This window comes from Pseudomonas sp. P1.8 (genome assembly GCF_001269805.1).
In the GTDB taxonomy this organism is placed as follows: domain Bacteria; phylum Pseudomonadota; class Gammaproteobacteria; order Pseudomonadales; family Pseudomonadaceae; genus Aquipseudomonas.
The window spans coordinates 61,893-78,293 of record NZ_LHVM01000024.1; the positions used below are offsets into that span (position 1 = coordinate 61,893).

General features: G+C 60.0%; 13 protein-coding genes. 4 read left to right on the plus strand and 9 right to left on the minus strand.

All coding sequences use genetic code 11. From position 1 onward, the window contains the following. The first annotated feature begins 215 nt into the window (after positions 1–215). Entirely contained in the window at positions 216–806 is a 591-nt protein-coding gene (locus tag AD668_RS26700) for a reprolysin-like metallopeptidase (protein WP_053163940.1), read from the plus strand. Positions 807–871: 65 nt separating this feature from the next. Here AD668_RS26700 and AD668_RS26705 read toward each other — a convergent pair whose 3' ends face one another. Next, complete coding sequence (locus tag AD668_RS26705; protein WP_053163941.1) at positions 872–1,783, minus strand: LysR substrate-binding domain-containing protein; 912 nt, start codon at positions 1,781–1,783, stop codon at positions 872–874. Between the two features lie 180 nt (positions 1,784–1,963). Here AD668_RS26705 and aspA point away from each other — a divergent pair, with 180 nt between their 5' ends. From aspA to AD668_RS26720, 3 genes are all read left to right on the plus strand, one after another. Then, positions 1,964–3,388: an aspartate ammonia-lyase gene (aspA, locus tag AD668_RS26710; RefSeq protein ID WP_053163943.1), complete on the plus strand. Its 1,425-nt coding sequence runs from the start codon at positions 1,964–1,966 to the stop codon at positions 3,386–3,388. 187 nt (positions 3,389–3,575) lie between these two features. Continuing rightward, a complete protein-coding gene (locus tag AD668_RS26715; protein ID WP_053163945.1) occupies positions 3,576–4,580 on the plus strand; it encodes an asparaginase in 1,005 nt (334 codons plus the stop codon). Positions 4,581–4,762: 182 nt separating this feature from the next. Continuing rightward, positions 4,763–5,761: an AraC family transcriptional regulator gene (locus tag AD668_RS26720; protein ID WP_053163948.1), complete on the plus strand. Its 999-nt coding sequence runs from the start codon at positions 4,763–4,765 to the stop codon at positions 5,759–5,761. A 167-nt stretch (positions 5,762–5,928) separates the two neighbouring features. Here AD668_RS26720 and AD668_RS26725 read toward each other — a convergent pair whose 3' ends face one another. The 8 genes from AD668_RS26725 to algG all read right to left on the minus strand — a co-directional run bounded on the left by AD668_RS26725 (position 5,929) and on the right by algG (position 16,393). Beyond that, positions 5,929–6,750: a MinD/ParA family protein gene (locus AD668_RS26725; protein ID WP_053163949.1), complete on the minus strand. Its 822-nt coding sequence runs from the start codon at positions 6,748–6,750 to the stop codon at positions 5,929–5,931. Between the two features lie 588 nt (positions 6,751–7,338). After that, a complete protein-coding gene (locus AD668_RS26730) occupies positions 7,339–8,796 on the minus strand; it encodes a mannose-1-phosphate guanylyltransferase/mannose-6-phosphate isomerase (RefSeq protein ID WP_053163951.1) in 1,458 nt (485 codons plus the stop codon). A gap of 94 nt (positions 8,797–8,890) precedes the next feature. Beyond that, positions 8,891–9,997, minus strand: coding sequence for a mannuronate-specific alginate lyase (locus tag AD668_RS26735; RefSeq protein WP_053163952.1), 1,107 nt, complete (start codon positions 9,995–9,997; stop codon positions 8,891–8,893). 9 nt (positions 9,998–10,006) lie between these two features. Continuing rightward, positions 10,007–10,654 carry an alginate O-acetyltransferase AlgF gene (locus AD668_RS26740; protein WP_053163955.1) on the minus strand — a complete coding sequence of 216 codons (648 nt, stop codon included), beginning with the start codon at positions 10,652–10,654 and terminating at the stop codon, positions 10,007–10,009. Positions 10,655–10,664: 10 nt separating this feature from the next. Then, the gene (locus AD668_RS26745; protein WP_053163957.1) at positions 10,665–11,840 is read right to left on the minus strand and encodes an alginate O-acetyltransferase; all 1,176 of its coding nucleotides are present in this window, start codon (positions 11,838–11,840) and stop codon (positions 10,665–10,667) included. Positions 11,841–11,852: 12 nt separating this feature from the next. Next, positions 11,853–13,337, minus strand: a complete 1,485-nt coding sequence (locus AD668_RS26750) for an MBOAT family protein (protein WP_053164121.1) — start codon at positions 13,335–13,337, stop codon at positions 11,853–11,855. A 72-nt stretch (positions 13,338–13,409) separates the two neighbouring features. Then, on the minus strand, positions 13,410–14,822 hold the full coding sequence (locus AD668_RS26755) for an alginate O-acetyltransferase (RefSeq protein WP_053163959.1): 1,413 nt from the start codon (positions 14,820–14,822) through the stop codon (positions 13,410–13,412). Between the two features lie 11 nt (positions 14,823–14,833). Beyond that, positions 14,834–16,393, minus strand: coding sequence for a mannuronan 5-epimerase AlgG (gene algG, locus AD668_RS26760; protein WP_156322399.1), 1,560 nt, complete (start codon positions 16,391–16,393; stop codon positions 14,834–14,836). Between the last annotated feature and the right edge of the window lie 8 nt (positions 16,394–16,401).

The window sequence follows — 16,401 nt, forward strand, 5'->3', positions numbered from 1 at the left end:
CGGGCGAAAACACGCTTTTCTTGACTATAAAGTCAGTCACTTGAATGCCTGGAGATCGTGAACTTCTCTGGTTGTCGAGATCAGTGATTTCCATCAAAAAAAATCAATATTCAAAAAAGGCTAAACAACTTAAAACAATTTGAAACTTGTCAAAACCCCCGAACTAACACAATTATCGATGACTCATATATTCAATTGAACAGGGAGTTCAAAACATGAAAAAACCTATCTCAATAATGATCGTCATTCATAGAGATCTTTACAATTATCAAAAAAACGATCTATATGCGGATTATTTTTCCTGGCTCAAGTCAGAACTTGAGTCCCTCTCTGGGCGAGATATCAGGTTGTTAATGTATCGTCATGATGAAGTAGCGGAGCTGTCAGGGTACAACTACAGAAACGAAGATAGCAACGCTGCGCTGCAAGGCTGGACGGACCTGATAAACGACTGGTTCATCACTCTAAAAAAATCCGGTGAACATACGCCGAGCCTGACTAAAGTCCTTCTATTGACCAGAAACAATATCAACGTGACAGCCAGTGGACTCCTCGGAGGAACAAGAGGCATTAGCTGGTACAAAGGTCATTGTGCAATTGCAGCGATCACATCCACTCATGTTCCCGCACATGAAATTGGCCATATGCTTGGCGCAAAACATGAGGACAGCGAAGTGATCTATGACGGCTGGTGGCACGACACAATCATGCTAACGGACGAGTTTTCCAGTATGCGGGGAAACGCCCATCGCTACAGTGACAAGAACAGGGAAAACATTCGCAACTATCTTGATCGATTCGAATGAAACATCCCAATGCCAGTCGGCACACGGGAGCAAGCCGTCACTGCGACTTGCACCCTCGTGTCCGATCAGACTGCAGGACTTGCCGCTCCACCTTCCAACTTGCGCCACAACAATCGCACATTCGCTTTGCGCACGAGCGCGCAGCGGTACAAACGGATCTCCAGCGGCACATGCCATTGCGGGCCGCCGCAGATCACCAACTCACCGCGCGCCAGTTCGGCGCGCACACTCAGCTGCGGCACCCAGGCGATGCCCAGACCTTCAAGGGCCATGCTTTTCAGGCTATCGGCCATGGCGGTTTCGTAGATGGTGGTGAAGCGCAGTGCCCGTTGACGCAGCAGCATATTCACTGATCGACCCAGAAACGCACCAGCGCTGTAGGCCAACAACGGCACGCTGCCCTCGCCTTCCAGATCGAACAGCGGCTTGCCTTCGGCATCGGCAGCACACACCGGCAACATTTCGGTATGGCCCAGGTGCAGCGACGGGAAAATTTCCGGGTCCATTTGCATCGCCGCGTCCGGGTCATAGAAGGCGAGCATCAGATCGCAACCACCTTCACGCAGCGCATGCACAGCGTCACCGACGTTGGTTGCCACCAGGCGCGTGGCGATGTTCAGACCTTCGTTGCGCAGCTGCGCGATCCAGCGCGGAAAGAAACCCAGTGCCAGCGAGTGAGCGGCCGCGACCTGCATCACCTCGCCCTGCCCGCCTTCCAGGTGATGGAGATGGCGCAGCACTTCGCCAAGCTGTTCAACCACGGTTCGCGCGGTGACCAGAAACAATTGCCCCGCCGCCGTCAGCTCGATCGGCGTGCGCGAGCGATTGACCAACTGCAGCCCCAACGCCGCCTCCAGGCTGCGGATGCGCCGACTGAACGCCGGCTGTGTCACGAAACGCCGTTCAGCCGCCTGGGAGAAACTGCGGGTGGCGGCCAGAGCACTAAAGTCCTCCAGCCATTTGCTTTCCAGATTCATCACGCCCTCCCGGACACGCACCAATTTAGGTCACACGTTCGCCGGCAACCCGGCGTCACACGGGCATTATGCCGAATATGCATAGCCCAGTGTTTAACAGCATTGGCCCAAAAATCTACACGAGCCTAGCATTCGCAGCGTTCCGGCATTGACCGGGTTCATATCGAGATGATTTCTATCATGTCCTCCGCTGCATCTTTCCGCACAGAAAACGACCTGCTTGGCGCCCTCGAAGTACCGGCTCAAGCGTATTACGGCATCCAGACCCTGCGAGCGGTGAACAACTTCCGCCTCTCGGGCGTTCCGATTTCGCATTACCCGAAACTGGTTGTGGGTCTGGCAATGGTCAAACAGGCCGCTGCCGACGCTAACCGCGAGTTGGGTCATCTGAGCGAAGCCAAACACGCAGCCATCAGCGAAGCCTGTGCACGATTGATCCGTGGTGATTACCACGAAGAATTCGTGGTCGACATGATTCAAGGTGGCGCCGGTACGTCCACCAACATGAACGCCAACGAAGTGATCGCCAACATTGCGCTCGAAGCAATGGGTCACCAGAAAGGCGAATACCAGTACCTGCACCCGAACGACGACGTGAACATGGCGCAGTCGACCAACGACGCTTACCCGACGGCGATCCGCCTGGGTCTGTTGCTGGGTCACGACGCGCTGCTGGCCAGCCTCGACAGCCTGATTCAGGCGTTCGCGGCCAAGGGCCAGGAATTCAACCACGTCCTGAAGATGGGTCGTACCCAGCTGCAAGACGCTGTGCCGATGACCTTGGGTCAAGAATTCCGCGCCTTCGCCACCACCATGGGCGAAGACCTGGCCCGTCTGAAGACGCTGGCCCCGGAACTGCTGACTGAAGTGAACCTGGGCGGCACCGCGATCGGCACCGGCATCAACGCCGACCCGCGCTATCAGGCCCTGGCGGTACAACGTCTGGCACTGATCAGCGGTCAACCGCTGGTTCCGGCGGCCGACCTGATCGAAGCCACGTCCGACATGGGCGCCTTCGTACTGTTCTCCGGCATGCTCAAGCGCACCGCGGTCAAGCTGTCGAAGATCTGCAACGACCTGCGTCTGCTGTCCAGCGGCCCACGCACCGGCATCAACGAAATCAACTTGCCGGCGCGTCAGCCAGGCAGTTCGATCATGCCAGGCAAGGTCAACCCGGTTATCCCGGAAGCCGTTAACCAGGTGGCCTTCCAGGTCATCGGTAACGATCTGGCGCTGACCATGGCAGCCGAAGGCGGCCAACTGCAATTGAACGTGATGGAGCCGCTGATCGCGTTCAAGATCTTCGACTCGATCCGCCTGCTGCAACGCGCCATGGACATGCTGCGTGAGCACTGCATCGTCGGCATCACCGCCAACGAAGCCCGCTGCCGTGAACTGGTCGAGCACTCGATTGGCCTGGTCACCGCGCTGAACCCGTACATCGGCTACAAAAACGCCACCCGTATCGCCGGCCTCGCCCTTGAAAGCGGCCGCGGCGTGCTGGAACTGGTGCGCGAAGAAGGTCTGCTCGACGAAGCCATGCTCGCCGACATCCTGCGCCCGGAAAACATGATTGCTCCGCGTCTGGTTCCGCTCAAAGCCTGAACCGACGCACCACTTGTAGCACCGCTCACCAGGTCGAGGGACTAGACACCTCTCACCTTTTGAGGGCCTGGAGATCATTCTCCAGGCCCTTTTTTTTGCTTTTTTTTCAGCGCCGTACGACGTGACACGGCTGACGCTCAGCGTCATGCTCCGCTTCAAGCCGTTTCAGTTTTTTCGGAGATCCTCCATGAATGCCTCGACCTACCCTGCCGCCCAGCACGTCATGGTGCTCTACACCGGCGGCACCATCGGCATGCAAGCCAGCGCGCACGGCTTGGCCCCCGCATCCGGTTTCGAAGCGCGGATGCGCGATTACCTGCACAGTCAGCCTGAACTGGTGGTGCCGCAGTGGCGCTTTCGCGAGATGTCGCTGCTGATCGACAGCGCCAACATGACGCCGGCGTATTGGCAGCAATTGCGTGAAGCGGTGGTCGATGCGGTGGATGTGCAAGGCTGCGACAGCGTGCTGATCCTGCATGGCACCGACACTCTGGCCTACAGCGCCGCCGCCATGAGTTTCCAGTTGCTCGGCCTGCACGCTCGCGTGTGTTTCACCGGCTCCATGCTACCGGCCGGCGTGACCGACAGCGATGCCTGGGAAAATCTCGGCGGCGCTTTGGTTGCCCTTGGCCAAGGCCTGGCACCGGGCGTTCACTTGTACTTTCACGGCGAACTGCTCGACCCGACCCATTGCGCGAAGGTCCGCAGTTTTGGTCGCCATCCGTTCAAGCGCCTGAAGCGTCAGGGCGGTGGCGTGAAAGTGTCTTCGATGCCGCAACAGCTGAACTACCAGCCACCCAAACAGATGGCGAACGTTGCGGTATTGCCGCTGTTTCCCGGCATCAGCGCCGGGATACTCAATGGCCTGGTCGACAGCGGCATCCAGGGTCTGGTGCTGGAGTGCTACGGCAGCGGCACCGGGCCGGGCGACAACCCCGAGTTTCTCGCCAGCCTGGGCCGCGCGCGGGACAAGGGTGTGGTGGTGGTCGCGGTGACGCAGTGCCATGAAGGCGGCGTCGAGCTGGATGTGTATGAGGCCGGCAGCCGTTTGCGCGATGTGGGCGTGTTGTCGGGTGGCGGCATGACCCGCGAGGCGGCGTTCGGCAAGTTGCATGCACTGTTGGGTGCGGGGCTTGATACAGAGGAAGTACGGCGACTTGTCGAACTGGACCTGTGCGGCGAACTGATTTGACCTGACACAATGCAAAACCTGTAGGAGCGGGCTTGCCCGCGATGACGGCGGCACATCCGGCATTCTCGTGAATGACATACCGCAATCGCGGGCAAGCCCGCTCCTACAGGATTGAAGCCTGCCCTGCCTGTCTCGGCATACAACTTGCTGCGGTCCTGTCATCTCAAGGCTGGAACACTCCCATGCTCCACTCCCACCTCACCACACTCAACGCCGTTTCGCTGATCCTCAACACCTTCAAGGCCGAAGGTTTGTCCAGCGAGGCGCTGCTGGCCGGCAGCGGCATCAGTGCGGCGGACCTGAGCCGAGCCGACACACACATCACCACCAATCAAGAGATGCAGGTCTGCGCCAACGCCGTCGCGCTCAAGCGCGATATCGGCCTGGAACTGGGCCGACGGATGCACGTCTCCTGCTACGGCATGCTCGGTTACGCCCTGCTCACCAGTGCCACCTTCGGTGACGCTTTGCGTCTGGCGATTCGCTATCCGGCGCTGTTGGGAACAGTTTTCGAGCTGAGCGTGGAGGAGGAAGGCGAACGAGTATGGTTCGTTGCCGCCGATTACCGCGAAAGTCCCTCCATGGCCGTGTTCAATGCCGAGTTCTGCCTGGTCTCCCTGAAAGTCATCTGCGACGATTTGCTCGGGCATCCATTGCCCTTGCTCGCCGCACGCTTGGAACATACCGCCCCAGACTACGAAGCCACCTACGCCGAACACTTCAACTGCCCGCTGCACTTCGGGGGCCGAAACAATGCGTTCGCCTTCGATAAGCATTGGCTCGATCAACCCTTGCCACTGGCCGATATCATCACCCATCAAGCCATGGCCGAACGTTGCCGCAAGCAAAACATAGAATTCACAGGACGCCAGGCCTGGCTGGGGCGGATCCGGCAATTGCTCAGTGCACAGCTCAACGCAGCACCAGGACTCGAAGGGCTGGCCGAGCAGATGAACTGTTCAGCGCGCACGTTGCGCCGACACCTCAAGGATCTGGGTTGCAGCTATCAGGAACTGCTCGACGAGTTGCGCTTCGAGCAGGCCAAGCAAATGCTGTGCGAGGATCAACTGCCGATTTATCAAATCGCCGAGGCGTTGGGCTTTAGCGAGACCGCGAGTTTTCGCCATGCGTTTGTGCGCTGGAGTGGTGTCGCGCCGAGCCAGTTCAGGCCGCACGGGTAACTCTCTGGAAGCAGGCTTGCCGCTCCCATTTGAATTTAGATAATAAAAACTTTTCTGCGGAGCTCCCGTATCACGCCCTGGACACAATCGACCGCAATGAGGATTATCAAGATGACGCTCGCGGTGATGATGACGCCCGAGTGATCACACGAAGCACCAGAGAGTTATTACCTTTTTGAGTTGCTGACAAGTCGCTCGACAAAAAACTCTACATGCCCTCTTGGAGCGCCCAGCAATGGCCAAGCGTCAGCCTTGAGCGCAACCTCCTGAAAGGCTTTACTGCATTTGCATCGCGGATGTCTCTCGTAAACCGCCCGCCGTGTCTGCGCGGCATTACGTACATATTCGTCGTAAGGAATTGCTCCCGCATACTCCAGGAAAACATCCAGGAAGTGGTCCGTGAGTTTAATAAGCTTGGCAAACAAACTCAGCCCTTCCAGAGGGTTAATTTCCATGTTGACCAAAACCCTGAAGCGTTTCATCCCGTGCTCATGATTAAGTACTTTGATCAAAGCGTAAGCACCGGAGATGGAAGTCGGCTCATCGCATACAATCACCAAGACTTCATGGGCAGCTCGAATGAAGCTGACTACCGATTCGCCAATACCCGTGGCGGTGTCGATCACCAGCACGTCCAGGCTGTCCGCTATCTCGCTGAATGCCTGTATCAGGCCTGAATGCTGAGCCGGCGACAGGCGCACCATACTCGGGACACCTGAACCAGATGCGACTACGCGCACGCCTCCCGGTCCTTCCATCAGGGTATCGGACAATTCACAGCGGCCTTCGATTAGATCGACAAGCGTATACCGTGGCACAAGCCCCAATTGGACGTCGACATTCGGGAACTCAAGATTTGAATCCAGCAAAACGACTCGGCGCCCAAGCTCCGCTAGCGCCAATGCCAGATTCACAGCCACAGTAGTTTTGCCTACGCCGCCCTTACCGCTAGCGATAGCAATAACTTGTACAAAGTGCTCGGTATCCATACTGACTTTTCAACTCCATATTTAACGCTGACAAGCAATCGAATTCCTTAAATCATCAAGTTCCAAGTCTTCCAGGATTAGCCCTTAACGACTGCTCAGCCACAACCGTCGCACATAAGTTCGCGCTCGCCGATCAGGCGACCTGATCGCCGAATGGATGACTTACATCCAGAAAAAAACAGGATGAAAAAGTTGAACACTGTAAAGACTGACGCACCGGCCAAGATCAAAGCGGACAATATTTTCTTTTTTAACAACGGTAAACTTCCTTGTCATCGATGTATAAAACTGAAACGGGGACAGCACACCCGGACACGTCCTGAGTATGCGCAGGGTGATAGCACTGTGCCAAGAGGCGCCAGCATCCCGACCCGTTCCAGTTGGCCGATGCCGACATCTTGCAAGGCTGGCTGCGAATGGCAGCGCAACGACTTGAAGCGCGCCCACTGTGCTGCCACAACCAGCCCAGCACCTGCGCCAGTGGCAATGCAACGTTCAAGCGCTGCATTGAGCAGCACCTGACGTGCATCGGTAATCAGCCAAGGAGGCGGCGTGCGTGGACCCACCGGCTGATGCGGGTACTTTGGCTCAAACGCCGACGACCAGTTGGGGTGCCAGCAGCGCCTCGCCGGTCCGACCATAGATATCCTCCAGGCGCTCGATGTCGTCCTCACCCAGGTAGCTGCCGGACTGCACCTCGATGATCTCCAGGGGGATTTTTCCAGGGTTGGCCAGGCGGTGCACCGAGGCGATCGGGATGTAGGTGGACTGGTTTTCGGCCAGCAGGAACACCTTATCGTCACACGTCACCTGGGCGATGCCGGATACAACGATCCAGTGCTCTGCGCGGTGGTGGTGCATCTGCAGCGACAGCTGCGCGCCGGGCTTCACGGTGATGCGCTTGACCTGATGGCGAATACCGTTGTCCACCGAGTCGTAGCAGCCCCAAGGTCGATTGACCGCACAATGGCTCTGGGTTTCCGAGCGGCCCTTCAGATCCAGGCGGTTGACCAGTGCTTTGACGTCCTGAACCGAATTCTTGTGGGCGATCATCACCGCATCCTTGGTTTCTACTACCACCAGATCGTCCACACCGACCAAGGCCACCAGCTTGCTGCTGCTGTGTACGAAGCTGTTGCGGCTGTCGTGGGTCAGCACATCGCCCTTGAGCACGTTGCCGGCCTGGTCCTTCTCATGCACGTCCCACAGAGAGGACCAATTGCCCACGTCACTCCAGCCAGCGGCGAGCGGCACCACGCAGGCCCGGGAGGTCTTCTCCATCACCGCGTAGTCGATGGAGTTGTCCGGGCAACACTCGAAGGTGTTGGTATCGATGGTCATGACATTGCCGCAGCGGTGGCTACGCTCCAGGGCCAGCGCACAAGCGTCGTAGATGCCCGGCGCATGCTTGAGCAACTCGTCCAGATAACGGCTGGCACGGAACAGGAACATGCCGCTGTTCCAGTAATAGCCGCCCGTGCGGACGAGCTCGCGGGCCAGTTCTGCATTGGGCTTCTCGACGAATTGGCTGACCCGGTAGACGCCGGGATGCATGCCGTCGCCGTCACCTGCGCGGGTCGCCTTGATGTAGCCGAAGCCGGTCTCGGGACGTTTGACCGGGATGCCGAACAACACCATCTCCCCTTCCTCGGCCACCGCGCGCGCCACTTCCAGTGCCTCGCGCAGCGCCAGTTGGTCCTCGATCACATGGTCAGCCGGCAGCACCAGCATCAGTTCGTCGCGGCCGTCGGCCAGCAGTTGCAAGGCGGCCATAGCCACGGCCGGCGCGGTATTGCGACCGAAGGGTTCGAGCAGTGTCGAGTGCCCCTCGACGCCGATCCGCTCCAGTTGCTCGTTGACGATAAAGCGGTGCTCATGGTTGCACACGATCAGCGGGCTCTGCATGCCTTCGAAGTCCAGGCGCTGCAGGGTCTGCTGGAATAGCGAAAGCTCGCTGGTCAGGGCGAGGAACTGCTTTGGATACTGCTTGCGCGAAAGGGGCCACAAGCGCGAACCACTACCACCAGAAAGAATTACCGGAATCATGGGAGAAGCCTCATTAAAGTTCCATTTCAAAAAAATACTTGTCCCCGCCGAGGCCCTGCCTCGGACTACCGGGAGAGTGAATGCATCGATGCGATCAAGGATTGAACAACTGGGTGACATCCCCTCCTAACCGATAGGTCTCCAGGGGCTCCAGGGAGCGTCGCCAGGCGTCGGTCTCGGCCGAGCAGCGATAAAGTGCACAGTAGGGTTCCAGCCAGGCGAACTTGCCGTCCTCCTGCAAGTCCTCCAGCTCCTGCGGGTAGCCGGACCGGGCCTCGAAAAGGCGCGGGTTGTGCACGCCCTTTTCGACCCGCTGGGCGAGCCGCTGCAGGGCACCACCGTTGTCGCCACGCAGATCCAGCCCGTTGGCCTCGGCGAATGCCGCGATCATCACCAGCGGCCCCAGGCTGTAGTTGTGGTAGGCAAGCGCCCGGGTGTGCCGGGACAGCTCCAGCGGCAGGTAGCCCTCGGCGTCGACCTGCTCCATGCCATGACGGTACTGCTCGACCGCCCAGTCGAACAGGTCCTGGCGGTCGAGCACCACGGCGCTTGCCATCACCGCCCAGGCAGCCCAGTACTGGTGGTTGTTGCGCCGCTCGCGCGGTTGCTCGTTCCAGTCGTGCACCACCTGGTCGGCGAGCCGGGCGAACCACTGCTCGATGGCGCGAGTTTCGGCCTCATGCCCACGCAAGGGTTCGGAGCCGGAGAACTGCAGCCGCAAATAGGCGGAAGACAGGCTGCCCAGCGCCCATTTGCGCACCGACTTGCCGGTGTGGTTGTAGGTTCGGCTGAGCAGCGCGTCGGCTTCGGCCCATGTGTTCAACCAGGTCAAGGCGCAGTCGGCGTATTCCTGACGACCATCCTCGAGATACTTGCCGACCAGTTTGCTCACGCCGCTTTCCAGCGTACGCACATCACCGGTCAGCCGCTTGTAGCGCGCTGCGGCCTGCGGGTTGAGCTTGTCCCTGGCCGAGTCCGAACCTTCGTATTTGCTCGGGAACAGCAGGTCGCCCGAATAGGGCGCGGGTGCCTCGGGACAATCCGCCACCTTGTCCTTGGGGGACGGAGCGGCCAGGTAGAAGCCGCTGGGCGGCACCAGGCTGGCGCCGGCGTTGCGTTCCAGGGGCTTGCTGCAGCCGCCGGCCAGCAACAGGGCCAGGCCGGTGAGCGCCATCCGCGAACAAATCTGCCAGGGTTTCATAGCCATTCCTCAGTTGGTCGCAACCGGACGCTTGACCCAGGCCGGAGACAGCTTGTCGGCGGAACCGGTGACGAACAGGCTGACCACTTCGCCACGCTCCAGCACCAGCGGGTCGAGGTCACGAATCTTGCGGTCGCCAGCGAACAGCGTCAGGCGCACCTTGACCGGGTTGATCTCGCGCTCGCCACGGGCATTAGCCGAGACCGGGTGGATGACCTCGGTACGGCCGTCGGCGGTTTTAATCGACAGGGCGGTGTCGGATAGATTCTGCAGGCGCAGCAGGGACTTCTGGCGATTCTTGAACGGCGGCTCATCCACCAGCTCCAGCGCCCCATCCGGCATCTGCACCAGTGTGTAGTAGCGCTCGGCGTCGAGCTTCACCGCCAGGCTCTTGCCATCTGCACCGACGGTGTAACTACCGGCCGGCAGGAAGGCGAAATCGCTGCTGCTTTTGGCGCCCAGGTCATTGATGCGGACAGGGCCGAGGTTGGCGTCAAAACTGCTGTTTGCAGCGTTGAAGCCGCGCACAAAGGCCGAGCCGTACGGTGCCGCCGGACCGTAGAGCGCCGCTTCGTCAGCCATCACCCACGGGGCGGACAGGCCAAGCAGCAGGCTGCCCAAGCGCAGGGTGTAGGACATCGAGGAAAAAAGGGACATACAGGTGCTCCTAGAATTGCAGGATGGGCTCAGTGGAGGTGGAGGTGGCGGTGCGCAGCGCGCGGCTGACCGGTTCCTCGCCGTTGTGCAGCCGGGCGAGCCAGGCCGCGTCGAATCCGGACAGGTCGCTTGGTAGCATCAGATAGCGCTCGGGGAACTCCCAGATCACCAGGCGCAGCCCGGCGAGCTCTTTATCCCCCTGCTGCAGCAGGTTCAGCATGGGCACCAGTGGGCCCTTGCCCTCCTCGGCGTAATTGACCAGGTCGCTGCCCAGGGCCTGTTTCAGGGCACCGGCGAAGTTCCAGTCCGGGTTGGCGCTGTAGCTGGTCCCGACCAGCGCGATCGATGGCAGGGCGTCGACGAACAGCTCATCCTCGGCGCTCGCCTCCTGTCCCTCGGCGGCCCGGGTCAGGCGCGGGCGCAGGCGCTCGGCCGGTGGTTGCAGGTCGGCGAAGTACGGTTCAAGGGGCAGGAAGCTCAGCAGGTCGCCTTTGTGCTCCCTGCTGGCGACAGCCTCGGTGACGAAGGTCTGGTCGCCATGCTGCCAAATACCCTGCCGCGCCAGATGCTCGGCCAGACTCCTGGCCGCGACCTCTGCGCCGAAGGGGGTCCAGTGGCTGTCGGTACGCAGAAACACCGGCCCCTGCGCCTTCGCCAGCTGCAGGGCAGGCAACAGATTCGGCCCGTCCAACCCGGCTTGGCGCATCATGTCCAGGACCTTCGGGTACAGGCGCTGCTGAGCCAGCGCGGGTAGCTCGTCATCCAGATGCTCCGGATAGAGTCGAGCCTTGGCTGGCAGGAGCGCCAGCACCAGCGTCACTCCTCGACGCTCGAGTTCCGCCCGTACGGCATTCACCAACCGCCAGTTGTCCTGCAACTGATCAGGTTTGCTCGCCGGCTTGAACTCCTCGTCCGAGAACAGCCAGCCGTCCTGGCCGATGATCACGCCCTGGCGGCCTTCGCCGAAAAGCCTGTAGCCCGCCAGCGCCCAGAGATTGGTGCCCAGTTGCTTGACCGGGAACTCGGCGTCGTAGTGCTTCTCGAAGGCCAGCGCCAGTTTGCCGTCCAGCACGCTGGTTTCACTGGCTGTGGAGAAGCCGAATACCGCGCGCAGGGACCACAGGCAGAGCACCAGCAACAAGCTGCAGAAGATCAGGCTGTAGAGCAGGTTCAGGGTTCTGTTCATAGTCGGTTCCCCTCAGAACTGGAAGTAAAGGAAGGGCGAGAAGCTTTGCGCCGAGAGCTTCAGCACCGAGACGGTGAACAGCAGGAGCACGGCAGCGTGGAAGGCCACGGCGCCTATCCGCAGGCGCGCCACGGCGGCTCGGCCGTTGGCGTTGATCATGATGCCGTCGTCTTCACGGGCGCTGGCCTTGGGTCCTGCGGCCAGCGGCTGGCTGTAGAACTGACGGATGCCGAAGATGGCCAGCACGACATAGGCCAGCACCAGGGTGGCGATCTGCAGGCTGGTGAGCTGAGCGCGGTAGAGCTCCGAGAGCCGGAAGTCGGCGAAGCTGAACATGGCAGCGTACATGCGCCAGGCGACGTCGAGGTTCTCGGCGCGAAAAATCACCCAGCCGATCACCACCAGCATGAAGGTGAAGACCCACCTCAGCGGGTTGAGCACGCGTGGCGCGGCGTTCACGCCCAAGGAACGCTCAATGGCCAACCAGGCGCCGTGCCAGGCGCCCCAGAGAATGTAAGTGAAGTTGGCGCCATGCCACAGACCACCCAACAGCATGGTCAGGAACAGGTTACGGTAGGTCTGGAAGGAGGTTCCGCGGTTGCCGCCCAGGCTGATGTACAGGTAGTCGCGCAGCCAGGTGGAGAGGCTGATGTGCCAGCGTCGCCAGAACTCGGTAATGGACTGGCTGATGTACGGCTGCTTGAAGTTTTCCATGAAGCGGAAGCCCATCATCAGGCCCAGGCCGATGGCCATGTCGCTGTAGCCGGAAAAGTCGAAATACAGTTGCGCGGTATAGGCCAGCGCACCAAGCCAGGCGTCGCCCGTGGTGGGGTCGGAAAGTGCGAAGCAATGGTCGGCGATGGGCGCGATGCTGTCTGCGATGAAGACCTTCTTGATGAAGCCTTGCATGAAGCGCGTACAGCCCTCGGCGAACTTGTCCACAGTGTGGGTACGGTGGTTGAACTGGTCCACCAGGTCGCGGAAACGCAGTACCGGGCCGGCAATCAGATGCGGGAAGATCGCCACAAAAGCGGCGAAGTCCACCAGGTTATGGGTGGCTGGGGTGTCGCCGCGGTAGACGTCGATGATGTAGCTGATGGACTCGAAGATGTAGAAAGAGATCCCGATCGGCAGCAGGATGTGCGTGAGCACGAAGGGCTCCATGCCGAACGAGGTGATGATGGCGTTGAGGCTGTCGACGCCGAAATTGGCGTACTTGAAATAGCCGAGTACGCCGAGGTCCACCACCACACCGAGGAGCAACCATTTCTGCGCAGTTTTCGTGCGCACTCCGGCCGCGCCGATGCGCAGTCCAATCCAGTAGTTGAACACTGTCACGACAGCGAACAGCACCAGAAAGTCGATGCGCCACCAGGCATAGAAGATGTAGCTAGCGACCAGCAACAGCAGGTTTCGATAGCGCGTTCCGACCAGGTAGTACAAGCCGAGGAAAATCGGCAGGAACAGGAACAGGAACACGTTGGAAGAAAAAACCACGCTCTCAATCTCCTTTTGAATGATCATCGTTGCCCTAAGGAGCCCATGCGCCAGGCGCATGGCTCCATCCGGTCAATCGGCCTTGGCTTGCATCACGCTGGCGGGTTTGTCCGCCCTGCGGCAGATCTTCGCCTCGACCTGCAGTCCCGGGGGCATGTCTGCTGGCATATCGATCTCCAGGGACAGCAGCGTCTGCCCAGCCCACTCGGCGTCCTCACGCAAGCGGAAAACAAAGCGGCCGTTCGACTCGACTTCCCGCGACCGACTGATCAACAGGTTTTCCCTCGAGCCGCTCATGTACCAGACGGTACTGCGCAAATCGCTGATCGCGGGCTTGCTGAACTGAATCTCGACGACGGCGTCCTCGCTGTGGATCGGTTTGACCCCAGTGTTGACCAGCACCTCGTTCTTGCCTGGCCGCAGGGTCAGCTTCTGGTCTATGTCCGCCGTTACGTCCCGGCAACCGTTATTTAGCAGGGGCATGGCCTGGCGATAGAAAGTCGCCATGGCCAGGTCGTAATAGCTGTTGACCTCCCAGATCAGTACCTTCGGCGGTTTGTCCTGGAAGTCCTGGGTGCCGAGGTACTGCAGCATGGCACTGTGGAAGCCACCGCCTGTCACCGAGCGGTTATCCACGTCGACGTTGGCGTACTGTTTGAGAAAGCCGTCGAAGTTGTACTGTGCGGAACTGAAACTGGTGCCGACCAGCACCACATCGGGCCGTTCGGTATCGCCAAACAGCTCATTGCTCTCTTCTTTAGGCTCCGTCACTGCGCGCGTGAAATACTCATTGGCGTAACCATTGCCACAGATCTTGCCGAATGCCTGGTTGAGTGAGCCGGCCTTGTACAGGTTGCCTTCCGTGCGCGTGGCAAATTCCTTGCGCGCAATCCCCTTGAAGACCCCCGACTTACCAATCTCGGCGGCCAGCAACTGCGCGGTCAGCTCAGCGCCTTGCGGCGTCCAGTGGTTATCGCGCTTGAAGAAGAATTTGCTGCGCACTTCGGCCGGCAGGTCCAGCAGTGCGGAGAGGTCCGGCACGCGTATACCCAGGCTGCGCAGGCGCTCGATGGTAGCCAGGTAATTACTGCGCGACAGTTCGGCATTGAAGCTGCTGCGCTCCTGCGGGTTGAGCATCTCAGTGACGAGCAGGCCACGCGGTGGCAGGTAGACCATCACCAGTTCCACGCCCTTGGCTTTCAGCGCATCACGCAGATCCTGGAGCAGTTTGAAACCCTCGGGCGTGGTGCCGATGTTGGTCATGAAGTCGATCTTGCTGCGGAAAAGCCAATCCTCGTGCCCCTGCACCAGTTGGCTGAAATCGCCCAGATCACCGGTGTAGCTGCTGTCCTGCAGCGCCTGCGGGCAGATCTGGCAGCAGCGCTCGATCTCGTATTCGGGCGCATCGGCAGCCAGGCTCAGGGAACTGGTGAAAAGCGTCGCAATAGAGGCGCACGCCAGCCACCCTTGGACAAAGCGGCCCATTGAACTCCGTTTCATTGTTTGTCACTCACTTGAAGTTGCGCCAACTTATCGAGCGGCAGGACCAGCACGGCCTGCTTCTGTCGCACCATCAGGTCGATGATTCGGCTCTGCTCCTTGGCAAGTGCACCGAATATGCCGATGCCGCTGGGCTGGGTCGGCATCAGCATTTCCACACCGTAGAGCTTCACGCTTTGCGGCGACACGACGGAGATGGCGCCCGATTCGTTACCGATCAGGCGACCGCCAACCACGGTCAGGGAGAGGTTCATGTCGAAGGGGTCGAGTATCAGGTCGCGGGGCGTGCCGACGAGGTCCTTGACGTGCCCGTAGATGCCGAGCAGGCCGTTGGCCACCGCGAGGTTTTCATAGAGCCCGATATTGGCGCTGTTGCGCACACGAATACCGTGGCGCGCGTTGTTGAACGCCCGGTTGCCCCACAACAGGTTGTCGCCGCTCTCGTAGATGGTGATGCCATCGGAGCCGTTGCGATAAACCTCGTTGTTGGCCAGCACGTTATTGACGCTTGAGCGGTCGACCACGATCCCGGAGAGGGTGTTCTCGTAGGAGCGGTTGTTGAAGATCCAGCTGTCATTCACCTCGCGGGAGACGATGATGCCGTGCTTCTCGCGGGTGCCATAGGCGGTGTTCTCGGCGATGATCAAGCGCCGCGAGCGGTCGTGCGGGTCGATACCGTAGACGAGGTTGTTGCGGTAGGTATTGCCCTTGAGTACCACGTCATAGGCTTCGTAGCAGTAGAAGCCGTACCACATGTCGTCGAACATCGAGTCAATCAGCCAGCCGCTGGGATGGTCGCGCTGCATGGTCGGATGCATCGCCGGGCTGTACTGGGAGATGGATACGCCATAGGACTTGCTCGCGGTGTAGCCAAGACTCGATACCACCGAGTTGACGATATAGGTCTCGGTACCGCCCCAAGCGTTGAGGAAGGGGCGGAACTTGCCCTTCTTCTTGAACCAGTCCTGCTGGTTTTCCGTCTCGCTCCAGGCAGTAAGGCGGGTGTACATGATGAACAGCTTGCCGTCGTTGATCAGGAACGCGCCGCGCTCGCTGGATAGGCGCAAGTCGCGGGTTTCGGCGCCGACGTGCAGGGTCGCGCCTTGACTGACGACGATCGGCAGGCGAGCGATGTAGATACCCGGCTCGGTCTCCTCGAAATACTTCTTCGGCAGGCTGCGGGCGAGATCTTTCAACGTGACATAGCCACCCTCGATGAAAATCGCCTGGGGCATTTCACCCTGGCGCTTGACCCACTCACGCAGACGCTCGTCGCCACCGGTGAACTCCACCAATTGGTTCGGGCCGATCATGCGCTTGAGCACCACGTTGCCAGTGGGTTTGCGTACGATCCGGGCATTGGCCGCCTCGGCAGTATAGGGCGACAGATCGGGCAGCTTCGGCGGCTCGATCAGCAGCGACTCTGCGGGGATGCTCGACACCTTGTAAGCGGCTGCGGCGCCTTCCCCGGCCGGTGCCACGGCCGCCCACGCGAGGCTACCCGCGAGGACCACGCCGACGACCCAGCGGTGCCTGTTTCTTGTGTGTAAATACATAGCGTCCA

What these genes read in the sequence shown, in the direction of transcription:
- AD668_RS26700 (WP_053163940.1), top strand. Translation starts at nt 216, where the DNA reads ATGAAAAAACCTATCTCAATAATGATCGTCATTCATAGAGATCTTTAC.
- AD668_RS26705 (WP_053163941.1), bottom strand. Translation starts at nt 1,783, where the DNA reads ATGAATCTGGAAAGCAAATGGCTGGAGGACTTTAGTGCTCTGGCCGCC.
- aspA (WP_053163943.1), top strand. Translation starts at nt 1,964, where the DNA reads ATGTCCTCCGCTGCATCTTTCCGCACAGAAAACGACCTGCTTGGCGCC.
- AD668_RS26715 (WP_053163945.1), top strand. Translation starts at nt 3,576, where the DNA reads ATGAATGCCTCGACCTACCCTGCCGCCCAGCACGTCATGGTGCTCTAC.
- AD668_RS26720 (WP_053163948.1), top strand. Translation starts at nt 4,763, where the DNA reads ATGCTCCACTCCCACCTCACCACACTCAACGCCGTTTCGCTGATCCTC.
- AD668_RS26725 (WP_053163949.1), bottom strand. Translation starts at nt 6,750, where the DNA reads ATGGATACCGAGCACTTTGTACAAGTTATTGCTATCGCTAGCGGTAAG.
- AD668_RS26730 (WP_053163951.1), bottom strand. Translation starts at nt 8,796, where the DNA reads ATGATTCCGGTAATTCTTTCTGGTGGTAGTGGTTCGCGCTTGTGGCCC.
- AD668_RS26735 (WP_053163952.1), bottom strand. Translation starts at nt 9,997, where the DNA reads ATGAAACCCTGGCAGATTTGTTCGCGGATGGCGCTCACCGGCCTGGCC.
- AD668_RS26740 (WP_053163955.1), bottom strand. Translation starts at nt 10,654, where the DNA reads ATGTCCCTTTTTTCCTCGATGTCCTACACCCTGCGCTTGGGCAGCCTG.
- AD668_RS26745 (WP_053163957.1), bottom strand. Translation starts at nt 11,840, where the DNA reads ATGAACAGAACCCTGAACCTGCTCTACAGCCTGATCTTCTGCAGCTTG.
- AD668_RS26755 (WP_053163959.1), bottom strand. Translation starts at nt 14,822, where the DNA reads ATGGGCCGCTTTGTCCAAGGGTGGCTGGCGTGCGCCTCTATTGCGACG.
- algG (WP_156322399.1), bottom strand. Translation starts at nt 16,393, where the DNA reads ATGTATTTACACACAAGAAACAGGCACCGCTGGGTCGTCGGCGTGGTC.